Here is a 14,470-nt window from a genome sequence, read left to right on the forward strand (position 1 = left end):
AGACCTGCGATGCCCCTGTGAAGACCAGCCCTCCGGTGGCCGCCCGACCGCGTCCGGCCACCGGGACCGACGAGCGGAGACCGTGCCATGGCGCAGGTGGACCCGTCCGGCCGCGGTCCCGTCCACGTCCCCGTCCGGACCGCCCGTACCGGCCCGGCCGCCCGGCGCCGGGTGCGGGGCCCCTTCCGGGTCCTGCTCGCCATGCTGCTCACCGCGCTCGTGGTGGGCGGCGCCGTGCCGTACGTCTCCGGGCCCGGCCGGTCGTACCTCAGCTACCTGGTCCTCGCCGAGCAGGCGGACGCCGCCGGGGCCGCCCTGGCCGCGGGAGAGGCCCGGGCGGCCGGCGGAGAGGTGGTTCAGGAGTACCCGCAGATCGGCGCCGTCCTCGCGTACGCCGCCGGGGGCTTCGCCGGCAAGGTCAGGGACCGGCCCGGGGTGGCCGCGGTCGGCGCGACCAGGACCGCGCCGGTGCCGGGGCCGCCCCGGTCGCTCGACGGGGCCGGCGACTTCGGCGCGGGAACGGTGCGGGCGGGGAGCGCGGACGGCCGGGACGACACCACCGCCACAGTGGCCGACCCGGGCGAGCGCGACGCCTGGAACCTCGCCCTGCTCGGCGCCGCCGCCGGCCCGGGCGGCGACGCCACCCCCAACCTGCTGGGCGGCCCGGACGCCCCCGCCGCCGGGGCCCTCGGCAAGGTGCTCGTCGCGGTGCTGGACTCCGGCGTCGACGACACCCACCCCGACCTGCGCGCCGCCGTCGACCCGAAGGCCTCCGCCTCCTGCGCCGACGGGCGCCCGGACGCCCGCACCGGCGCCTGGCGGCCCGACGACGGGGTCGGCGAGAGCGGCCACGGCACGCACGTCGCCGGGATCGTCGGCGCCGCCCGGGACGGTCACGGCGTGAGCGGGGTCGCGCCGGGCGTCCGGATCGCCGCGGTCCGGCTGCTCGGTCCGCTCGGCCAGTACTACGCGGAGAACATCGTCTGCGGGATGCTCTGGGCCGCCGACCACGGCGCCAGGGCGATCAACAACAGCTACTTCGCGGACCCGTGGAAGTACAACTGCCCCGACGACCGCGACCAGGCCGCGCTGACCGCCGCCGTCGGCCGGGCGGCCGACTACGCCCGCCGCCGGGGTGCGGTGGTGGTCGCCTCGGCGGGCAACGACGGCCAGGACCTCGGCGCCCCCCGCCCCGACGAGCGCAGCCCGAACGACCGCACCGCCGGCCCGGCGGAGTCACGGTTCGTCGGCCCCGAGTGCGTGCGGCTGCCCGGAGAGCTGCCCGGCGTGGTCACGGTGACCGCCGTCAACCGGGACGGGCGTCCGTCCGCGTACACCAACCACGGACGCGGCAGGGTCTCGCTGGCCGCGCCCGGCGGCGACCCGGACGGCGGCGCCCAGGGGGCGGTCGTCTCCGACTGGCCCGGCGACCGCTACGCCGCGCTGGCCGGCACCTCGATGGCCGCCGCGCACGTCACGGGCGCCGTCGCGGTGGCCGCCGCGCTCCACCCGGACTGGGACGCCGGCCGGCTCGCCGACCTGCTGGCCGCCACCGCGGCGGCCGCCTGCCCGCCCGGCCCGCACGCCTGCGGCGACCGGCAGTACTACGGGGCGGGGACGCTGACGCTGCCGCGCTGACGCGGCGGGCGGGCCGCGCGGGGGCGAGGTCGCGGGCCGGGCGGGTCCCCGGCGGGTGCCGGGGGCGCGGCAGGGGCGTGAGGTGCGGAAAACCGGGTGACGGGCGGGGCGGGGTGGGTGAGGATCGGAGCATGGAGGTCTTCCTCACCACCGAGCGGCTGGTGCTGCGCCGCTTCACCGCCGCCGACGCCGACCACCTGGAGGAGCTGGACGGCGACCCCGAGGTGATGCGCTACCTCACCGGTGGCCGGGCCACACCGCGCGAGGTCGTCGAGAACACCCTGCTGCCGCTGTACTTCGACCACTACCGCCGGTACGGCGACCTCGGCTGGTGGGCCGCCGAGGAGCGGACGGGCGGGGCCTTCCTGGGCTGGTTCGAGTTCCGGCCGCCGGACGGCGACCGCACCGAGGTCGAGCTCGGCTACCGCCTGCGGCGCGCTGCCTGGGGGCACGGCTACGCCACCGAGGGCGCCCGGGCGCTGATCCACCGGGGATTCACCGAGCTCGGGGTGGAGCGCGTGGTGGCCTACACGATGGCGGTCAACCACGGATCGCGGCGGGTGATGGAGAAGTCCGGGCTCTCCTACGTCCGGACCTTCCACGAGGATTACCCCGAAGCGATCCCGGGCAGTGAGTACGGCGAGGTCGAGTACGCACTGGTGGCGGCGGACCGGCGGGCCTGACGGCGGGCCGGTCCGGGATACTGGTGGGCATGAGGCTGACGGAGTTCTGGCGGCGGATGCACGCACACTTCGGCGAGGTGTACGCCGAGTCCTTCGCGACCGACCACGTGATGAGCGAGCTGGGCGGTCGGACGGTCCGGCAGGCGCTGGAGGCGGGCTGGGAGGCCAAGGACGTCTGGCGGGTGGTCTGCGAGACCCAGGGAGTCTCCGCGGTTCTCCGCTGATTCCGGCCCGATGCTCGAACGGGCGTCGGACATGGGTCAGACTGTGCGGGTGAAAAGCAGTGCAGAACCGCAGAATTCGGACAGGTCGGCGCAGGTCGCCGACGAGGCCGCGGGCTCCCCGCCCGCCTCGCCGCCCCGGACCGCCACCGACGGTCTCTGGGGTTCCGGGATGCCGCGCTGGCTGCCCCGGGCCATGGTGCTGGCACTGCTCATGGTCGGGCTGTTCCAGCTCGCCGACTGGGCGTTCCACCAGCTGATCGACCTCTTCGTGATGCTGCTGGTCTCCTTCTTCCTGTCCTTGGCCCTGGAGCCGGCGGTCGACCGGATGGCGGCCCGCGGGGTGCGCCGGGGGGTCGGCACCTTCCTGGTCTTCGTCGCGGTGGCGATCGCGGTGGGCGGTTTCCTGGCCGCGCTCGGCACCCTGCTGGTCGACCAGGTGGCGAAGATCGCGGGGGACCTGCCGCACCTGCTCGACAGCCTGATCGACTGGATCAACCGGACCTTCAACCAGGACCTCTCGCTGGACGAGCTGCAGAAGAAGCTGCTCAAGGACTCCGGCGCCATCGAGACCTACGCCCAGCAGGCCGCCGACAACGTCTGGGGCGTCTCCTCGACCCTGATCGGCGGACTGTTCCAGGCCTTCACCGTCGGCCTCTTCACCTTCTACTTCACCGCCGACGGCCCCCGGGTGCGACGGACCGTCTGTTCGCTGCTGCCGCCCGCCAAGCAGGGCGAGGTGCTGCGCGCCTGGGAGATCGCGCTGGCCAAGACCGGCGGCTACCTCTACTCCAGGGCGCTGCTCGCCGTGGCGTCGACGTTCGCGCACTGGGTGATGTTCGCCGTGGTGGACCTGCCGTACGCGGCCGCGCTGGCGATCTGGGTCGGCGTCATGTCGCAGTTCGTGCCGACCATCGGCACCTACCTGGCGGGGGCCCTGCCGGTGCTGGTGGCGCTCACCGTGGAGCCGGTGGACGCACTCTGGGTGCTGGCGTTCGTGGTGGTCTACCAGCAGATCGAGAACTACCTGCTGCACCCGCGGATCACGGCGAAGACGGTGGACGTCCACCCGGCGGTGGCGTTCGGTTCGGTGATCGCCGGGGCCGCGCTGCTCGGCGCGGTCGGCGCGCTCATCGCCATCCCGGCGGCGGCCACCCTGCAGGGCTTCGTGGGGACGTACGTGCGCCGCTACGAGGTGGCGACCGACCCGCGGATCGACCGGGGCGAGCAGCGCCGGCTGCGGCGGGCGCTGCGCCGGGAGGCGGCCCGCCGGCTGCGGCGGATGGTCGGCGGGGGGTCGGACGGCGCCGCGGGTAGGGGCGCCGGCTCGAACAAGGACGCCGGCTCGAACAAGGGCGCCGGGTCGGACCGGGGCACCGGCGCGGGGCCCGGTGCCGGTCAGGGACCGAAGGGCGGGGACGGCAAGGAGGGCGGGGGGAAGCGGGGCGAGTAGGCCGAACGGCTTCGGCTTGAATCGAACACTTGTTCTTTGTACTCTCCGGCGAAGAGTTTTCCCCAGGCCGAGCCCGGTCAGGGTCGATTGTCAGTGGGACGCGCTAGCGTCGATGACGATGAAGCGCACAGCACAGAACCCGAGGGTGGAAGCCATGGCAGGCACGGACCGCGAGAAGGCTCTTGAGACCGCACTCGCCCAGATCGAGCGGCAGTTCGGCAAGGGCTCGGTGATGCGCCTGGGCGAGAAGGCCAACGAGCCGATCGACGTGATCCCCACCGGGTCCACCGCCCTGGACGTCGCCCTCGGCGTCGGCGGCATCCCGCGCGGCCGGGTGGTGGAGATCTACGGTCCCGAGTCCTCCGGCAAGACCACGCTGACCCTGCACCTGGCGGCCAACGCCCAGCGGGCCGGCGGCACGGTCGCCTTCGTCGACGCGGAGCACGCGCTCGACCCGGACTACGCCAAGAAGCTCGGCGTGGACACCGACGCCCTGCTGGTCAGCCAGCCGGACACCGGCGAGCAGGCCCTGGAGATCACCGACATGCTGATCCGCTCCGGCGCGATCGACCTGGTGATCATCGACTCGGTCGCCGCGCTGGTCCCGCGCGCGGAGATCGAGGGTGAGATGGGCGACTCGCACGTCGGCCTGCAGGCCCGGCTGATGAGCCAGGCACTGCGGAAGATCGCCGGTGCGCTGAACCAGTCGAACACCACCGCGGTGTTCATCAACCAGCTGCGCGAGAAGATCGGCGTCATGTTCGGCTCGCCGGAGACCACGACCGGTGGCCGCGCGCTGAAGTTCTACGCCTCGGTCCGCCTCGACATCCGCCGGATCGAGACCCTGAAGGACGGCACCGAGGCGGTCGGTAACCGCACCCGGGTCAAGGTCGTCAAGAACAAGGTCGCCGCGCCGTTCAAGCAGGCCGAGTTCGACATCCTCTACGGCGTGGGCATCAGCCGCGAGGGCGGTCTGATCGACATGGGCGTCGAGCACGGCTTCATCCGCAAGTCGGGTGCCTGGTACACCTACGAGGGCGACCAGCTCGGCCAGGGCAAGGAGAACGCCCGCAACTTCCTGAAGGACAACCCGCAGCTGGCCGACGAGATCGAGCGGAAGATCAAGAGCAAGCTCGGCATCGGCCCGAAGACGGCGGAGCCGGTCGAGGCCGAGGCTGCGGACACCGCCGAGGGCGGGGCCAAGCCGATCACCGCGACCGCCGCCAAGACGGCCGCGGCGAAGAAGACGGCGGCGGCCGCCAAGGCCTGATCCGTTGATGCAGCACAGTGGGCCGGCGGGCAGCGCGCCGGTGGACGGCCCGGACGACGATGACGACGGCCCGCCGGACTGGTTCGCGGCCGTGGCCGACCCCGCGCCGGCAGCACCGCCGCCGGCCCGGGCGGCGGACCGGTGGCCGTCCGGTCGAGCAGCGGCGGACGGCCCGGCGGACGCGGGCGACCTCGGGTTGGTCACGGCCTCCGAGCTGCCCGCAGGGCGGCGCCGTCGCCGCTCGGCGCTGGAGGAGGAGAGCTCCGGCCCCGGTGCCGGGGAGAGCCGGGCCGGGGCGGCCGGTCACGGGGGTGTGGCCGCCCCGGCCCGATCTGCAGCGTCCCGGACCGCAGCGCCCTCCGCCGGGCGGCCCGCGTCCGGGCGGCGGTCCCGTGGGCGGGCCGGGCGGTCGGAGCCGAGCGAGGCGCCGGGCGCCGACGCGCGACGCTCCCGGGCGGAGGAGTCCGTCGACCCCGCGACGCGGGCACGGGACATCTGCCTGCGGCTGCTCACCGGCGCGGCCAAGAGCCGCAAACAGCTCGCCGACGCCCTGCGCAAGCGGGAGATCCCGGACGAGGTCACCGAGGAGGTGCTGACCCGGCTGGAGGAGGTCGGTCTGATCGACGACGCGGCCTTCGCCCGGGCGTGGGTGGAATCCCGGCACGCCGTCCGCGGACTCTCCCGTCGGGCGCTGGCCCAGGAGCTGCGGACCAGGGGAGTGACCGGGGAGCAGGCCGAGCAGGCCCTCGCCCAGCTCGACCACGACGACGAGACCGAGGCGGCCCGGGCCCTGGTCGACCGCCGGCTCCGGACCACCCGGGGCCTGGAGCGGCAGGCCCGGACGCGCCGGCTGGTCGGCATGCTGGCCCGGCGCGGCTACTCCGAGGGCCTGGCCTTCCGGGTGGTCCGCGCGGCGTTGGACGAGGAGGAGCCCACGGAGTCGGTGGACGCCGGAACGGACGGGGACGGACCGTCCGACGCCTGGGACTGACGCCCGGGACTGACGCCCGGTCGGCTCCGGGCGGATCGTGGCGTCGGCCGACTACCAAGCCAGTCTTGACCGTTTCGTAACCCGCGCTTAGCCTCGCACTCAGTGCGGGAGCACATCGATCATTCCTCGGCCGCCCCCGGCCGGTCGCCCGGTCGCGCCCGTGACCGGGCAGGTCCGGGACCGGCCGCGCGGCTGGTCCCGGGCGTCGTGCCGCCACGGGACGGGGAGTGGGCAGGATGAGGATCGCGGTGAGTGCCGGATCGGCCACCTCCTCGCTGGTGGCGGTCCTGCCGGCCGTCGCCGTGGTGGCCGTCGTCGCAGTGGCGGCCCGGCTGACCGTCGGGCGTCTGCGGCACGTGCGGCGCCGGGCGGCCGCCGAGACCGAGCGGACGAGGCAGCGGGCGGAGCAGCAGGCCACCCGGCTCCGGGCCGAACTCGACCGGCGCGAGGAGCGGTTGACCGAGGAGCTCGACCGGCTCCGGACGCGCGAGGGCGAACTGGCCGAACGCTCGGCCGCGTTGGAGCGGGCCCGGGGCGAGGCGGCGGCACTGGTCCGCCGCCGGGCCGAGGAACTGGAGCGGACCGCCGGGCTCTCGGCGGACCAGGCCCGCGCCGAACTCGTCCGCGAGGCGGCGTCCGAGGCCCGCCGGGAGGCGGCGGTCACCGTCCGGGAGATCGAGCGCGAGGCCCGCGACGAGGGTGAGCAGCGGGCCCGGGGGATCGTCGCCGGGGCGATCCAGCGGCTGGCGGCCGAGCAGACCGCCGAGACCGCGGTGTCGTCGTTCCGGCTGCCGAACGAGGAGATGAAGGGCCGGGTGATCGGGCGTGAGGGCCGGAACATCCGGACGTTCGAGGCCGTCACGGGCGTCAACCTGATCATCGACGACACCCCGGCGGTGGTGCAGCTCTCCTGCTTCGACCCGGTCCGCCGGGAGGCGGCCCGGCTCACCCTGGAGCACCTCGTCGAGGACGGCCGGATCCACCCGTTGCGGATCGAGCACGTCCACGAGCGCAGCCGTGAGGAGGTCGAGCGGCGCTGCGTGCGGGCCGGCGAGGACGCGCTGCTGGCCGTGCGGATCGGCGGGATGCATCCGGACCTGGTCCGCACCCTCGGCACGCTCCGCTACCGCGCCTCGTACGGGCAGAACGTACTGGGCCACCTGGTGGAGTCGGCGCACCTGGCCGGGCTGATGGCCGCCGAGCTGGGGGTGGACCCGGAACCGGTGCGCCGCGCGGCGCTGCTGCACGACATCGGCAAGGCGCTCAGCCACGAGGTGGAGGGGAGCCACGCGGCGGTCGGCGCGGACCTCGCCCGGCGGCACGGCGAGTCGGCGGACGTGGTGCACGCGATAGCGGCGCACCACGGGGAGGTGGATCCGCGGACCGTCGAGGCGGTGCTCACCCAGGCGGCCGACGCCTGTTCGGGCGGTCGGCCCGGCGCGCGCAGGGAGTCGTCGGAGACGTACGTGCGCCGGCTGGAGCGGTTGGAGGAGATCGCCCGGGCGCACGACGGCGTGGCCGCGGTGTACGCGATGCAGGCCGGCCGGGAGGTCCGGGTGATGGTCCGGCCGGAGGTGGTGGACGACCTCCGGGCGCAGGTGATCGCCCGTGAGGTCGCCAGGAAGGTCTCCGAGGAGCTGACCTATCCGGGTCAGATCCGGGTCACGGTGGTCCGGGAGAGCCGGGTCACCGAGGTGGCCCGCTAGGTTCGGCGGCCGGCTCGGGCTCCGACCCGGCCGCGGGTTCGGCCGAGGAACCGGCTCCCGACCGGGGCTCGGCGTCGGGCTCGGTGACGGCCTCGGGCTCGGTCTCTCCGCCGGTCAGCGAGGCCGGACCGCCCCGGGCCCCGTCGGCCAGGGCCCGGAGGTCCTCGGCCGCTGCGCCCCGGGTGACCCCGACCAGGTGCCCGTCGGGCCGGATCAGCAGGACGGTGTGCGGTCCGGCCCCCGGGTAGGCCTCGGTGACCAGGACCTCGGCCGGCACCGGCAGCGACGCGGCGACCTCGGCCAGCCGGGGCATCAGCCCGGCTCCCAGCCAGTGCTCGGCGGACCAGACGGTGGTACCGGGGGCGACCAGCAGCAGCAGGAAGTGGGTGCCGAGGCGGGCGTGCAACTGGTCCGGGGTGCCGTCGGCGGCGAGTACCGGCAGGTCCGGGACGAGCACGCCGGGGGCGGTGGCTGGCAGCAGTTCGCTGAGCGTGGTGGTGCCGCGCGCGCCGCGCTGGACCGGGACCCGGCCGGGCACGCCGGAGGGGGCCGCCGGGTAGGCGGGGACGCCGCCGAACCGGCCGGTGCCCAGCTGGCCGTCGGCGAGCATCGGCGCGTGCTTGCGGAACGAGCCGGTGAAGAGCGAGCGGCGGGTGGCCTGCCAGCCGCGCAGCGGGCGCAGCAGTGGCATGGCCTGGTCGACCGCGCGCAGCCGGGCGCCGACCGCGCCGCGCCGCTCGGACTCGTACCCGTCGAGGAGGGATCCGCCGGGCTGGGGGCCGCCGGAGTGGAGGTGCCACGCGAGGGAGAGCCGCCAGGCGAGGTTGTCGGCGTCGCGCAGGCCGTCGGCGAGGTTCTGCATGCCGAGTGCGCCGTGCAGGTGGGCGGCGTCGCCGGCGAGGAAGCAGCGGCCGCTGCGGAAGCGGGCGGCCAGCCGCTGCTGGGCGGTGTGGTCGGCGGCGGCGAGCAGGTCGAAGCGGGGGAGCTCGCCGCACCAGCCGGTGAGCGTGGCGGTGACCCGGGTGAGCAGGGTGTCGCCGGTGACGATGCCGGGCCAGGTGGCGTGCGGGTCGACCGTCTCGGCGGGCGCCGGCCGGCCGGGGGGCAGCCGCCAGTCCAGCCGCCAGACGCCGTGCGGCAGCGGGCGGGCGGAGGCCTCGCGGTCGCCGCGCCACGGGGGCTCGCGGTGCAGCCGGGGCTCGGTGAACGGCAGGTCGACCCGGACGGTGGCGATGGCGCTGCGGTCGACGGCCGGGCGGCCGGGGAAGCGGATCTTCAGGAGCTTGCGGACGGTGGACCGGGCGCCGTCGCAGCCGACGAGGTGGCTGCCGCGCCACCAGGTCTCGGTGCCGTCCTGCGGGTTGCGGGTGTGGACGCTGACGCCGTCGCGGTCCTGGTCGAGCCGGGTGACCCGGCTGAGCGGGACCAGCCTGACCAGGGGGGTGCCGGTGAGGGCGTCCCGCAGGCCGCGCTGGAGCCGGTGCTGGGGCAGGTGCAGGACCGGGGTGTCGGCGAGGTCGATCCGGAGCACCTCCTGGCGGCGTCGCCAGATGGTGAAGGCGTCCCACCGGGCGGCGTCGGCGACGGCCCGGGGGTAGCCGATCCGGCTCAGGAGGGCGGCGGTGTCGGCGCCGAGGACGACGCTGCGCGGGCTCTCGGGGGAGAGCCCGGAGCCCTCGTCGAGGACGACGGTCGGCACCTCGTGCCGGGCGAGGGCGAGGGCCAGGGCCAGGCCGACCGGCCCGGCCCCGACCACGATCACCGGGTCCATGCCGGGACCTCCGGGCACGGACGGTCCGGTGCGGCGCGGCCGGGGACCTCCGGGCAGGGGCAGGTCGACGGGGTGGCGTCATATGCCGCGTGGATGCTCCCGGATGGTGTCACGAAGAGCAATGCAACAGTTCACCTGCGTGTCCGTCAAGCAGCAGCTGAAGTGCGCCGGTTCGCGCCGCGTCGGCCACGTGCCTCGATCCACCGGGCGAGCGCGGTGAGCAGCAGGCACATCGCGATGTAGATCGGCCCGATCACCAGCACCACGGGGATGTAGGGGAAGCCCGCGGCATTGAGCGGCTGGGTGGCGATGGCCTTGCCGACGAACAACAGCTCGGGGTAGGTGATGATGAAGCCGAGCGACGTGTCCTTGAGGGTGACGACCAGCTGGCCGATCATCGTGGGCAGCATCGAGCGGACCGCCTGCGGGACCAGGATGGTGGTCATCACCTGGCTCTTGCGCAGGCCGAGCGCGTATCCGGCCTCTCCCTGGCCCCGCGGGACGGCGTTGACGCCGCTGCGGATGATCTCGGCCTGGACCGAGCCGTTGTAGAGGGTGAGCCCGAGCACCAGGGCCCACATCGGCTCCTTGGCGAAGAAGGCGTAGTAGAGCGCGACGATCAGGATCAGCAGCGGCATCGCCCGGAAGAACTGGACGAAGGAGACGGCCGCCCAGCGCACCGGCCGGTGGTCGGAGAGCTGTCCGGCGGCGAGCAGCGCGCCCAGGGCGAGCGAGCCCGCGGCGGCCAGCGCGAAGGCCTCCACGGTGGCCAGCAGGCCGTCGACGATCCGCTGCTGGATGGTGTTGTACGCGAACGCGTCCCAGAGCTCGGCCTCGAACTGGCCGTTGTCGGCGAGCGCCGTGACGGCGTACCAGAGCAGGCCGGCGATCGCGAGCAGCGACAGGACGCCGAACGCGCGGTAGCGGGAACGGGCCCGCGGGCCGGGGGCGTCGTAGAGGACGCTGGCCGTGGAGGGGCGGGTGAAGAGGGAGATCATCGGGCCACCGCCAGTCGGGTCTCCAGGAAGCGGAACAGCAGGGCGATGCTGGCGCTGATCGCGAGATAGGCGCAGGCCACCCAGAAGAAGATCGCGAAGATCGAGTAGCCGTCCTCGGAGAAGGTCTGCTGCGCGCTGTACAGCTCGCTGACGCTGAACGCGCCGGCGATCGCCGAGTTCCTCGGCAGGGCGATGAAGACACTGCTCATCGGGGCCAGTACGGTCCGCGCCGCCTGCGGCAGGACGATCTGGGTGAGGGTCTGGCCGAAGGTCATGCCGAGGCTGCGGGCGGCCTCGGCCTGGCCGAGGGGCACGGTGTTGATGCCCGAGCGCAGCACCTCGCAGACGAACGCGGCGGTGTACCCGCCGAGGGCCAGCACCGCGAAGGTGAGGTGGTCGAAGTGCACGCCGAGCGGCGGGAGCCCGAACGTCACGGCGAAGAACAGCAGGGTGAGCGGGGTGTTGCGGAAGAGCGTCACCCAGGCCGTGCCGAAGCCGCGCAGCACCGGGACGGGGGAGACCCGGAAGGCCGCCAGCAGGGTGCCCAGCAGCAGGGCGAGCAGCGCGCTGAGCGCGCTCAGCTCGATCGTCTGCAGGAAGCCGTCGCGGAACAGCGCGAAGTTGCCGTCCTCGAACAGGAATCCCATCCGGCGGCCCTCCTCTCAGGGGGTCGGTGATTCAGGTGGTCCGGGGGAGGGTGGTCGCCGCCGGACGGGGCCGGCGGCGACCGGGGGTCAGTAGCGCTCCAGGGCCGGCGGCTGCGGGGCGGTCGAGCCGGAGAGGCCGAGGGTGGCGTCGTAGGCCTTCTTCCAGTCGCCGTTGTCCTGGTGGGCCTTGAGCGCGTCGCTGATCGCGTCGCGGAGCGCCTTGTCGTCCTTGTTCAGGCCGACGCCGTAGTTCTCCTTGGTGAACGGCTTGCCGACCACCTTGAGCTTGGGCGCGTACTTGGAGGCGTAGCCCTTGAGGATGGCGTCGTCGGTGGTGACCGCGTCGACCTCGCCGGACATCAGCTTCTCGACGCAGGCCGAGTAGGTGTCGAACTGGGTGATCTTCGGCGAGTACTGCTGGATGTTCTTGATCGAGGTGGAGCCGGTGGCGGTGCAGACGTTCTTGCCGTTGACCGACTCCGGGCCGGTGATCGTGGTGTTGTCGGACTTCACCAGCAGGTCCTGGCCGGCGATGTAGTACGGGCCGGCGAAGGAGACGGACTTCTTGCGCTCGTCGTTGATGCTGTAGGTGCCGACGTAGAAGTCGATCTGGCCCTTGGAGATCGCGGGCTCGCGCTGCGAGGAGACCAGGGTCTGCCACTTGATCTGCTGCGGCGTGAAGCCGAGGTCGGCGGCGACCATCTTGGCGATCTCGATGTCGAAGCCGCTGCGGTCGTTGGTGGCGAGGTCCTCCCAGCCGAGGAACGGCTGGTCGGACTTGGCGCCGATGATCAGCTGGCCGCGCTTCCTCGCCTCGGCCAGGGCGGGCGAGTCCACCTTGACGTCGGACTTCACGGCGTAGGTGGGCAGGGCCGGCGCGGAGCTGCTGCCGGAGCTCGCCTTGTCGGCGCCCGGCGTGCCGTCCTTTCCGCAGGCGGCGGTGGCGGTGAGCGCGACGGCACAGAGCGCGACGGCGAAGGTGCGACGAGTCCTCATGAGGGTAGCTCTCCTGGGGCTTGGCCACGGTTCAACCGGGCTCTGGCGGAGGGAAGTTCGTTTGCGGCAGGCGGGCCGGCGGCGGCGCCCGTGCCGCCGGCGGCCGGAGCCGGCCCGGCGGGTCAGTGGTGCAGGATCTTCGAGAGGAAGTCCTTGGCGCGGTCCGACCGGGGCGCCGTGAAGAAGGCCTCGGGGGTGTTCTGCTCGACGATCCGGCCGTCGGCCATGAAGAGCACCCGGTTGGCGGCGGAGCGGGCGAAGCCCATCTCGTGGGTGACGACGACCATCGTCATGCCGTCGGCGGCCAGCTGGCGCATGACCTCCAGCACCTCGTTGATCATCTCGGGGTCGAGCGCCGAGGTGGGCTCGTCGAAGAGCATCACCTTGGGGTTCATCGCCAGCGCCCGGGCGATCGCGACGCGCTGCTGCTGCCCGCCGGACAGCTGGGCCGGGAACTTGTCGGCCTGCGCGGCGACGCCGACCCGCTCCAGCAGCTCCCGGGCGGTCCGCACGGCCTGGTCCCGGGCGATGCCGCGGACCTTGACCTGCCCGATCACCACGTTCTCCAGCACGGTCTTGTGCGCGAACAGGTTGAAGCTCTGGAACACCATGCCGACCTCGGCCCGCAGCCGGGCGAGCTCCCGGCCCTCGGCGGGCAGCGGGCGGCCGTCGATGGAGATCGTGCCGGAGTCGATGGTCTCCAGCCGGTTGATCGTCCGGCAGAGCGTGGACTTGCCCGAGCCGGAGGGCCCGATCAGGACCACCACCTCGCCCTGGGCGATCTCCAGGTCGATGTCCTGGAGCACGTGCAGTGCGCCGAAGTGCTTGTTCACATTGCGCAGGACCACCAGAGGAGCGGCGTCGGCGCGGGAGTCCTTGGTGAGGCTCGTGGTCATCGCGCCTGCTCCCTCGTGTCGGCCCAGGGGAGGCGAACTCCCTTGGGCGGCAATGGTGGTAGGAATCCCGAGGGCCGCGGCCGGCGGAGCCGCAGCCCTCGGTGGGCTGACCATAGGAGCCCTGACGGTGTCACGTCAGCCGATCTGAGCGGAACTTGAGGATCACGATCCGGCCACACGACGGGTGCGGACTGTTCACCGGGGCCCTGTACGGGCACAGTGACAGCGTCCGGCGCCCCCTGTGACGGCCCCGCCGGGCCGCGGTGACAGCGGGCGCCCGCCCCGCCGCTCCCCGTCCCACCGGGTTCCGGCGGCCGGTCGAGCCTGGCGCCCGGGCCCCGGCTGGCCCATACTGCGCAGGACCGGGACCTGCCCGGGAGGGGGGCCGTGGCGACCACGAGAAGACCCCCGGGAACGTCGGGGAGAGGAGGAAGAACCGAGATGCGACTACTGCTCGTGGAGGACGACGAACGCGTGGCCGCGGCACTCGTCGCGGTGCTGGGCCGGCACGGTTTCCAGGTCAGACACGCCCGCAGCGGCCACGAGGCGCTCGACGCGCTGGTACCGGACGGCAACGAGCCCTACCGGGTGGTCCTGCTCGACCTCGGACTGCCCGACCGCGACGGTTTCGAGGTGTGCAGCCGGATCCGCGCCGGCAGCGGCGTACCGGTGATCATGGTGACCGCGCGCGCCGACATCCGCTCCCGGATCCACGGCCTCAACCTGGGCGCCGACGACTACGTCACCAAGCCCTACGACATGGGCGAGCTGCTCGCCCGGATCCACGCCGTGGCCCGCCGCGGCACCGCGCCGGCCGCCGTCGCCGCCCCCGCGCCGGACGCCGTGCCGCAGCAGCGCGGCCCGCTGGAGTCCCGCGGCATCGTGATCGACCGCGAGCGCCGCCGGGTCAGCGTGGACGGCCGGGACGTGCCGCTCACCCGCAAGGAGTTCGACCTGCTGGCGCTGCTCGCCCAGAGCCCCGGCGTCGTCTACCGCCGCGAGCAGATCTTCAGCGAGGTCTGGCGCAGCGGCTGGGAGGGCAACGGCCGCACCCTTGAGGTGCACATCGGTTCGCTCCGCACCAAGCTCGCCCTGCCCGGCCTGGTCGAGGCCGTCCGGGGCGTCGGCTACCGGCTGATCCCCGAGTCCCCGGCCGCCGTCGCCGAGACGCCGCCCCCGGCCCGCGCGGAGCACTGACCG

The 14,470-nt window shown here is 73.9% G+C and carries 13 protein-coding genes; 8 read left to right on the forward strand and 5 right to left on the reverse strand.

The annotated features are described in order from the left end of the window. Positions 1–87 precede the first annotated feature (87 nt). From PUR56_RS20570 to rny, 7 genes are all read left to right on the forward strand, one after another. A complete protein-coding gene (locus PUR56_RS20570; protein WP_329949977.1) occupies positions 88–1,638 on the forward strand; it encodes a S8 family peptidase in 1,551 nt (516 codons plus the stop codon). 131 nt (positions 1,639–1,769) lie between these two features. Then, positions 1,770–2,321 carry a GNAT family N-acetyltransferase gene (locus tag PUR56_RS20575; protein ID WP_329949978.1) on the forward strand — a complete coding sequence of 184 codons (552 nt, stop codon included), beginning with the start codon at positions 1,770–1,772 and terminating at the stop codon, positions 2,319–2,321. 29 nt (positions 2,322–2,350) lie between these two features. Next, a complete protein-coding gene (locus tag PUR56_RS20580; RefSeq protein ID WP_329949979.1) occupies positions 2,351–2,545 on the forward strand; it encodes a DUF3046 domain-containing protein in 195 nt (64 codons plus the stop codon). A gap of 169 nt (positions 2,546–2,714) precedes the next feature. Next, positions 2,715–3,995: an AI-2E family transporter gene (locus PUR56_RS20585; protein ID WP_329950054.1), complete on the forward strand. Its 1,281-nt coding sequence runs from the start codon at positions 2,715–2,717 to the stop codon at positions 3,993–3,995. Positions 3,996–4,149: 154 nt separating this feature from the next. Continuing rightward, positions 4,150–5,265: a recombinase RecA gene (gene recA / locus PUR56_RS20590; RefSeq protein ID WP_329949980.1), complete on the forward strand. Its 1,116-nt coding sequence runs from the start codon at positions 4,150–4,152 to the stop codon at positions 5,263–5,265. 7 nt (positions 5,266–5,272) lie between these two features. Beyond that, positions 5,273–6,256, forward strand: a complete 984-nt coding sequence (locus PUR56_RS20595; RefSeq protein ID WP_329949981.1) for a regulatory protein RecX — start codon at positions 5,273–5,275, stop codon at positions 6,254–6,256. Positions 6,257–6,492: 236 nt separating this feature from the next. Beyond that, on the forward strand, positions 6,493–7,962 hold the full coding sequence (rny, locus tag PUR56_RS20600; RefSeq protein WP_329949982.1) for a ribonuclease Y: 1,470 nt from the start codon (positions 6,493–6,495) through the stop codon (positions 7,960–7,962). Here rny and PUR56_RS20605 read toward each other — a convergent pair. From PUR56_RS20605 to PUR56_RS20625, 5 genes are all read right to left on the reverse strand, one after another. After that, positions 7,943–9,733, reverse strand: coding sequence for an FAD-dependent monooxygenase (locus PUR56_RS20605; RefSeq protein ID WP_329949983.1), 1,791 nt, complete (start codon positions 9,731–9,733; stop codon positions 7,943–7,945). The two genes, rny and PUR56_RS20605, sit on opposite strands and share 20 nt — an antisense overlap. Positions 9,734–9,879: 146 nt before the next feature. Then, entirely contained in the window at positions 9,880–10,731 is an 852-nt protein-coding gene (locus PUR56_RS20610) for an amino acid ABC transporter permease (RefSeq protein ID WP_329949984.1), read from the reverse strand. Continuing rightward, positions 10,728–11,378: an amino acid ABC transporter permease gene (locus PUR56_RS20615; protein ID WP_329949985.1), complete on the reverse strand. Its 651-nt coding sequence runs from the start codon at positions 11,376–11,378 to the stop codon at positions 10,728–10,730. Before PUR56_RS20615 ends, PUR56_RS20610 begins: the two co-directional genes overlap by 4 nt. An 87-nt stretch (positions 11,379–11,465) precedes the next feature. Further along, the gene (locus tag PUR56_RS20620) at positions 11,466–12,374 is read right to left on the reverse strand and encodes a glutamate ABC transporter substrate-binding protein (RefSeq protein ID WP_329882563.1); all 909 of its coding nucleotides are present in this window, start codon (positions 12,372–12,374) and stop codon (positions 11,466–11,468) included. A 122-nt stretch (positions 12,375–12,496) separates the two neighbouring features. Next, positions 12,497–13,270 carry an amino acid ABC transporter ATP-binding protein gene (locus PUR56_RS20625; protein ID WP_329882564.1) on the reverse strand — a complete coding sequence of 258 codons (774 nt, stop codon included), beginning with the start codon at positions 13,268–13,270 and terminating at the stop codon, positions 12,497–12,499. 441 nt (positions 13,271–13,711) lie between these two features. On the opposite strand from PUR56_RS20625, the gene PUR56_RS20630 reads away from it, so the two are divergent. Next, a complete protein-coding gene (locus tag PUR56_RS20630) occupies positions 13,712–14,467 on the forward strand; it encodes a response regulator transcription factor (protein ID WP_329882565.1) in 756 nt (251 codons plus the stop codon). The last annotated feature ends 3 nt before the right edge of the window (positions 14,468–14,470 follow it).

Source organism: Streptomyces sp. BE303 (assembly GCF_036290945.1).
Taxonomy (GTDB): domain Bacteria; phylum Actinomycetota; class Actinomycetes; order Streptomycetales; family Streptomycetaceae; genus Kitasatospora.

What these genes read in the sequence shown, in the direction of transcription:
- recA (WP_329949980.1), top strand. Translation starts at nt 4,150, where the DNA reads ATGGCAGGCACGGACCGCGAGAAGGCTCTTGAGACCGCACTCGCCCAG.
- PUR56_RS20595 (WP_329949981.1), top strand. Translation starts at nt 5,273, where the DNA reads ATGCAGCACAGTGGGCCGGCGGGCAGCGCGCCGGTGGACGGCCCGGAC.
- PUR56_RS20610 (WP_329949984.1), bottom strand. Translation starts at nt 10,731, where the DNA reads ATGATCTCCCTCTTCACCCGCCCCTCCACGGCCAGCGTCCTCTACGAC.
- PUR56_RS20625 (WP_329882564.1), bottom strand. Translation starts at nt 13,270, where the DNA reads ATGACCACGAGCCTCACCAAGGACTCCCGCGCCGACGCCGCTCCTCTG.
- rny (WP_329949982.1), top strand. Translation starts at nt 6,493, where the DNA reads ATGAGGATCGCGGTGAGTGCCGGATCGGCCACCTCCTCGCTGGTGGCG.
- PUR56_RS20620 (WP_329882563.1), bottom strand. Translation starts at nt 12,374, where the DNA reads ATGAGGACTCGTCGCACCTTCGCCGTCGCGCTCTGTGCCGTCGCGCTC.
- PUR56_RS20615 (WP_329949985.1), bottom strand. Translation starts at nt 11,378, where the DNA reads ATGGGATTCCTGTTCGAGGACGGCAACTTCGCGCTGTTCCGCGACGGC.
- PUR56_RS20570 (WP_329949977.1), top strand. Translation starts at nt 88, where the DNA reads ATGGCGCAGGTGGACCCGTCCGGCCGCGGTCCCGTCCACGTCCCCGTC.
- PUR56_RS20585 (WP_329950054.1), top strand. Translation starts at nt 2,715, where the DNA reads ATGCCGCGCTGGCTGCCCCGGGCCATGGTGCTGGCACTGCTCATGGTC.
- PUR56_RS20580 (WP_329949979.1), top strand. Translation starts at nt 2,351, where the DNA reads ATGAGGCTGACGGAGTTCTGGCGGCGGATGCACGCACACTTCGGCGAG.
- PUR56_RS20605 (WP_329949983.1), bottom strand. Translation starts at nt 9,733, where the DNA reads ATGGACCCGGTGATCGTGGTCGGGGCCGGGCCGGTCGGCCTGGCCCTG.
- PUR56_RS20630 (WP_329882565.1), top strand. Translation starts at nt 13,712, where the DNA reads ATGCGACTACTGCTCGTGGAGGACGACGAACGCGTGGCCGCGGCACTC.
- PUR56_RS20575 (WP_329949978.1), top strand. Translation starts at nt 1,770, where the DNA reads ATGGAGGTCTTCCTCACCACCGAGCGGCTGGTGCTGCGCCGCTTCACC.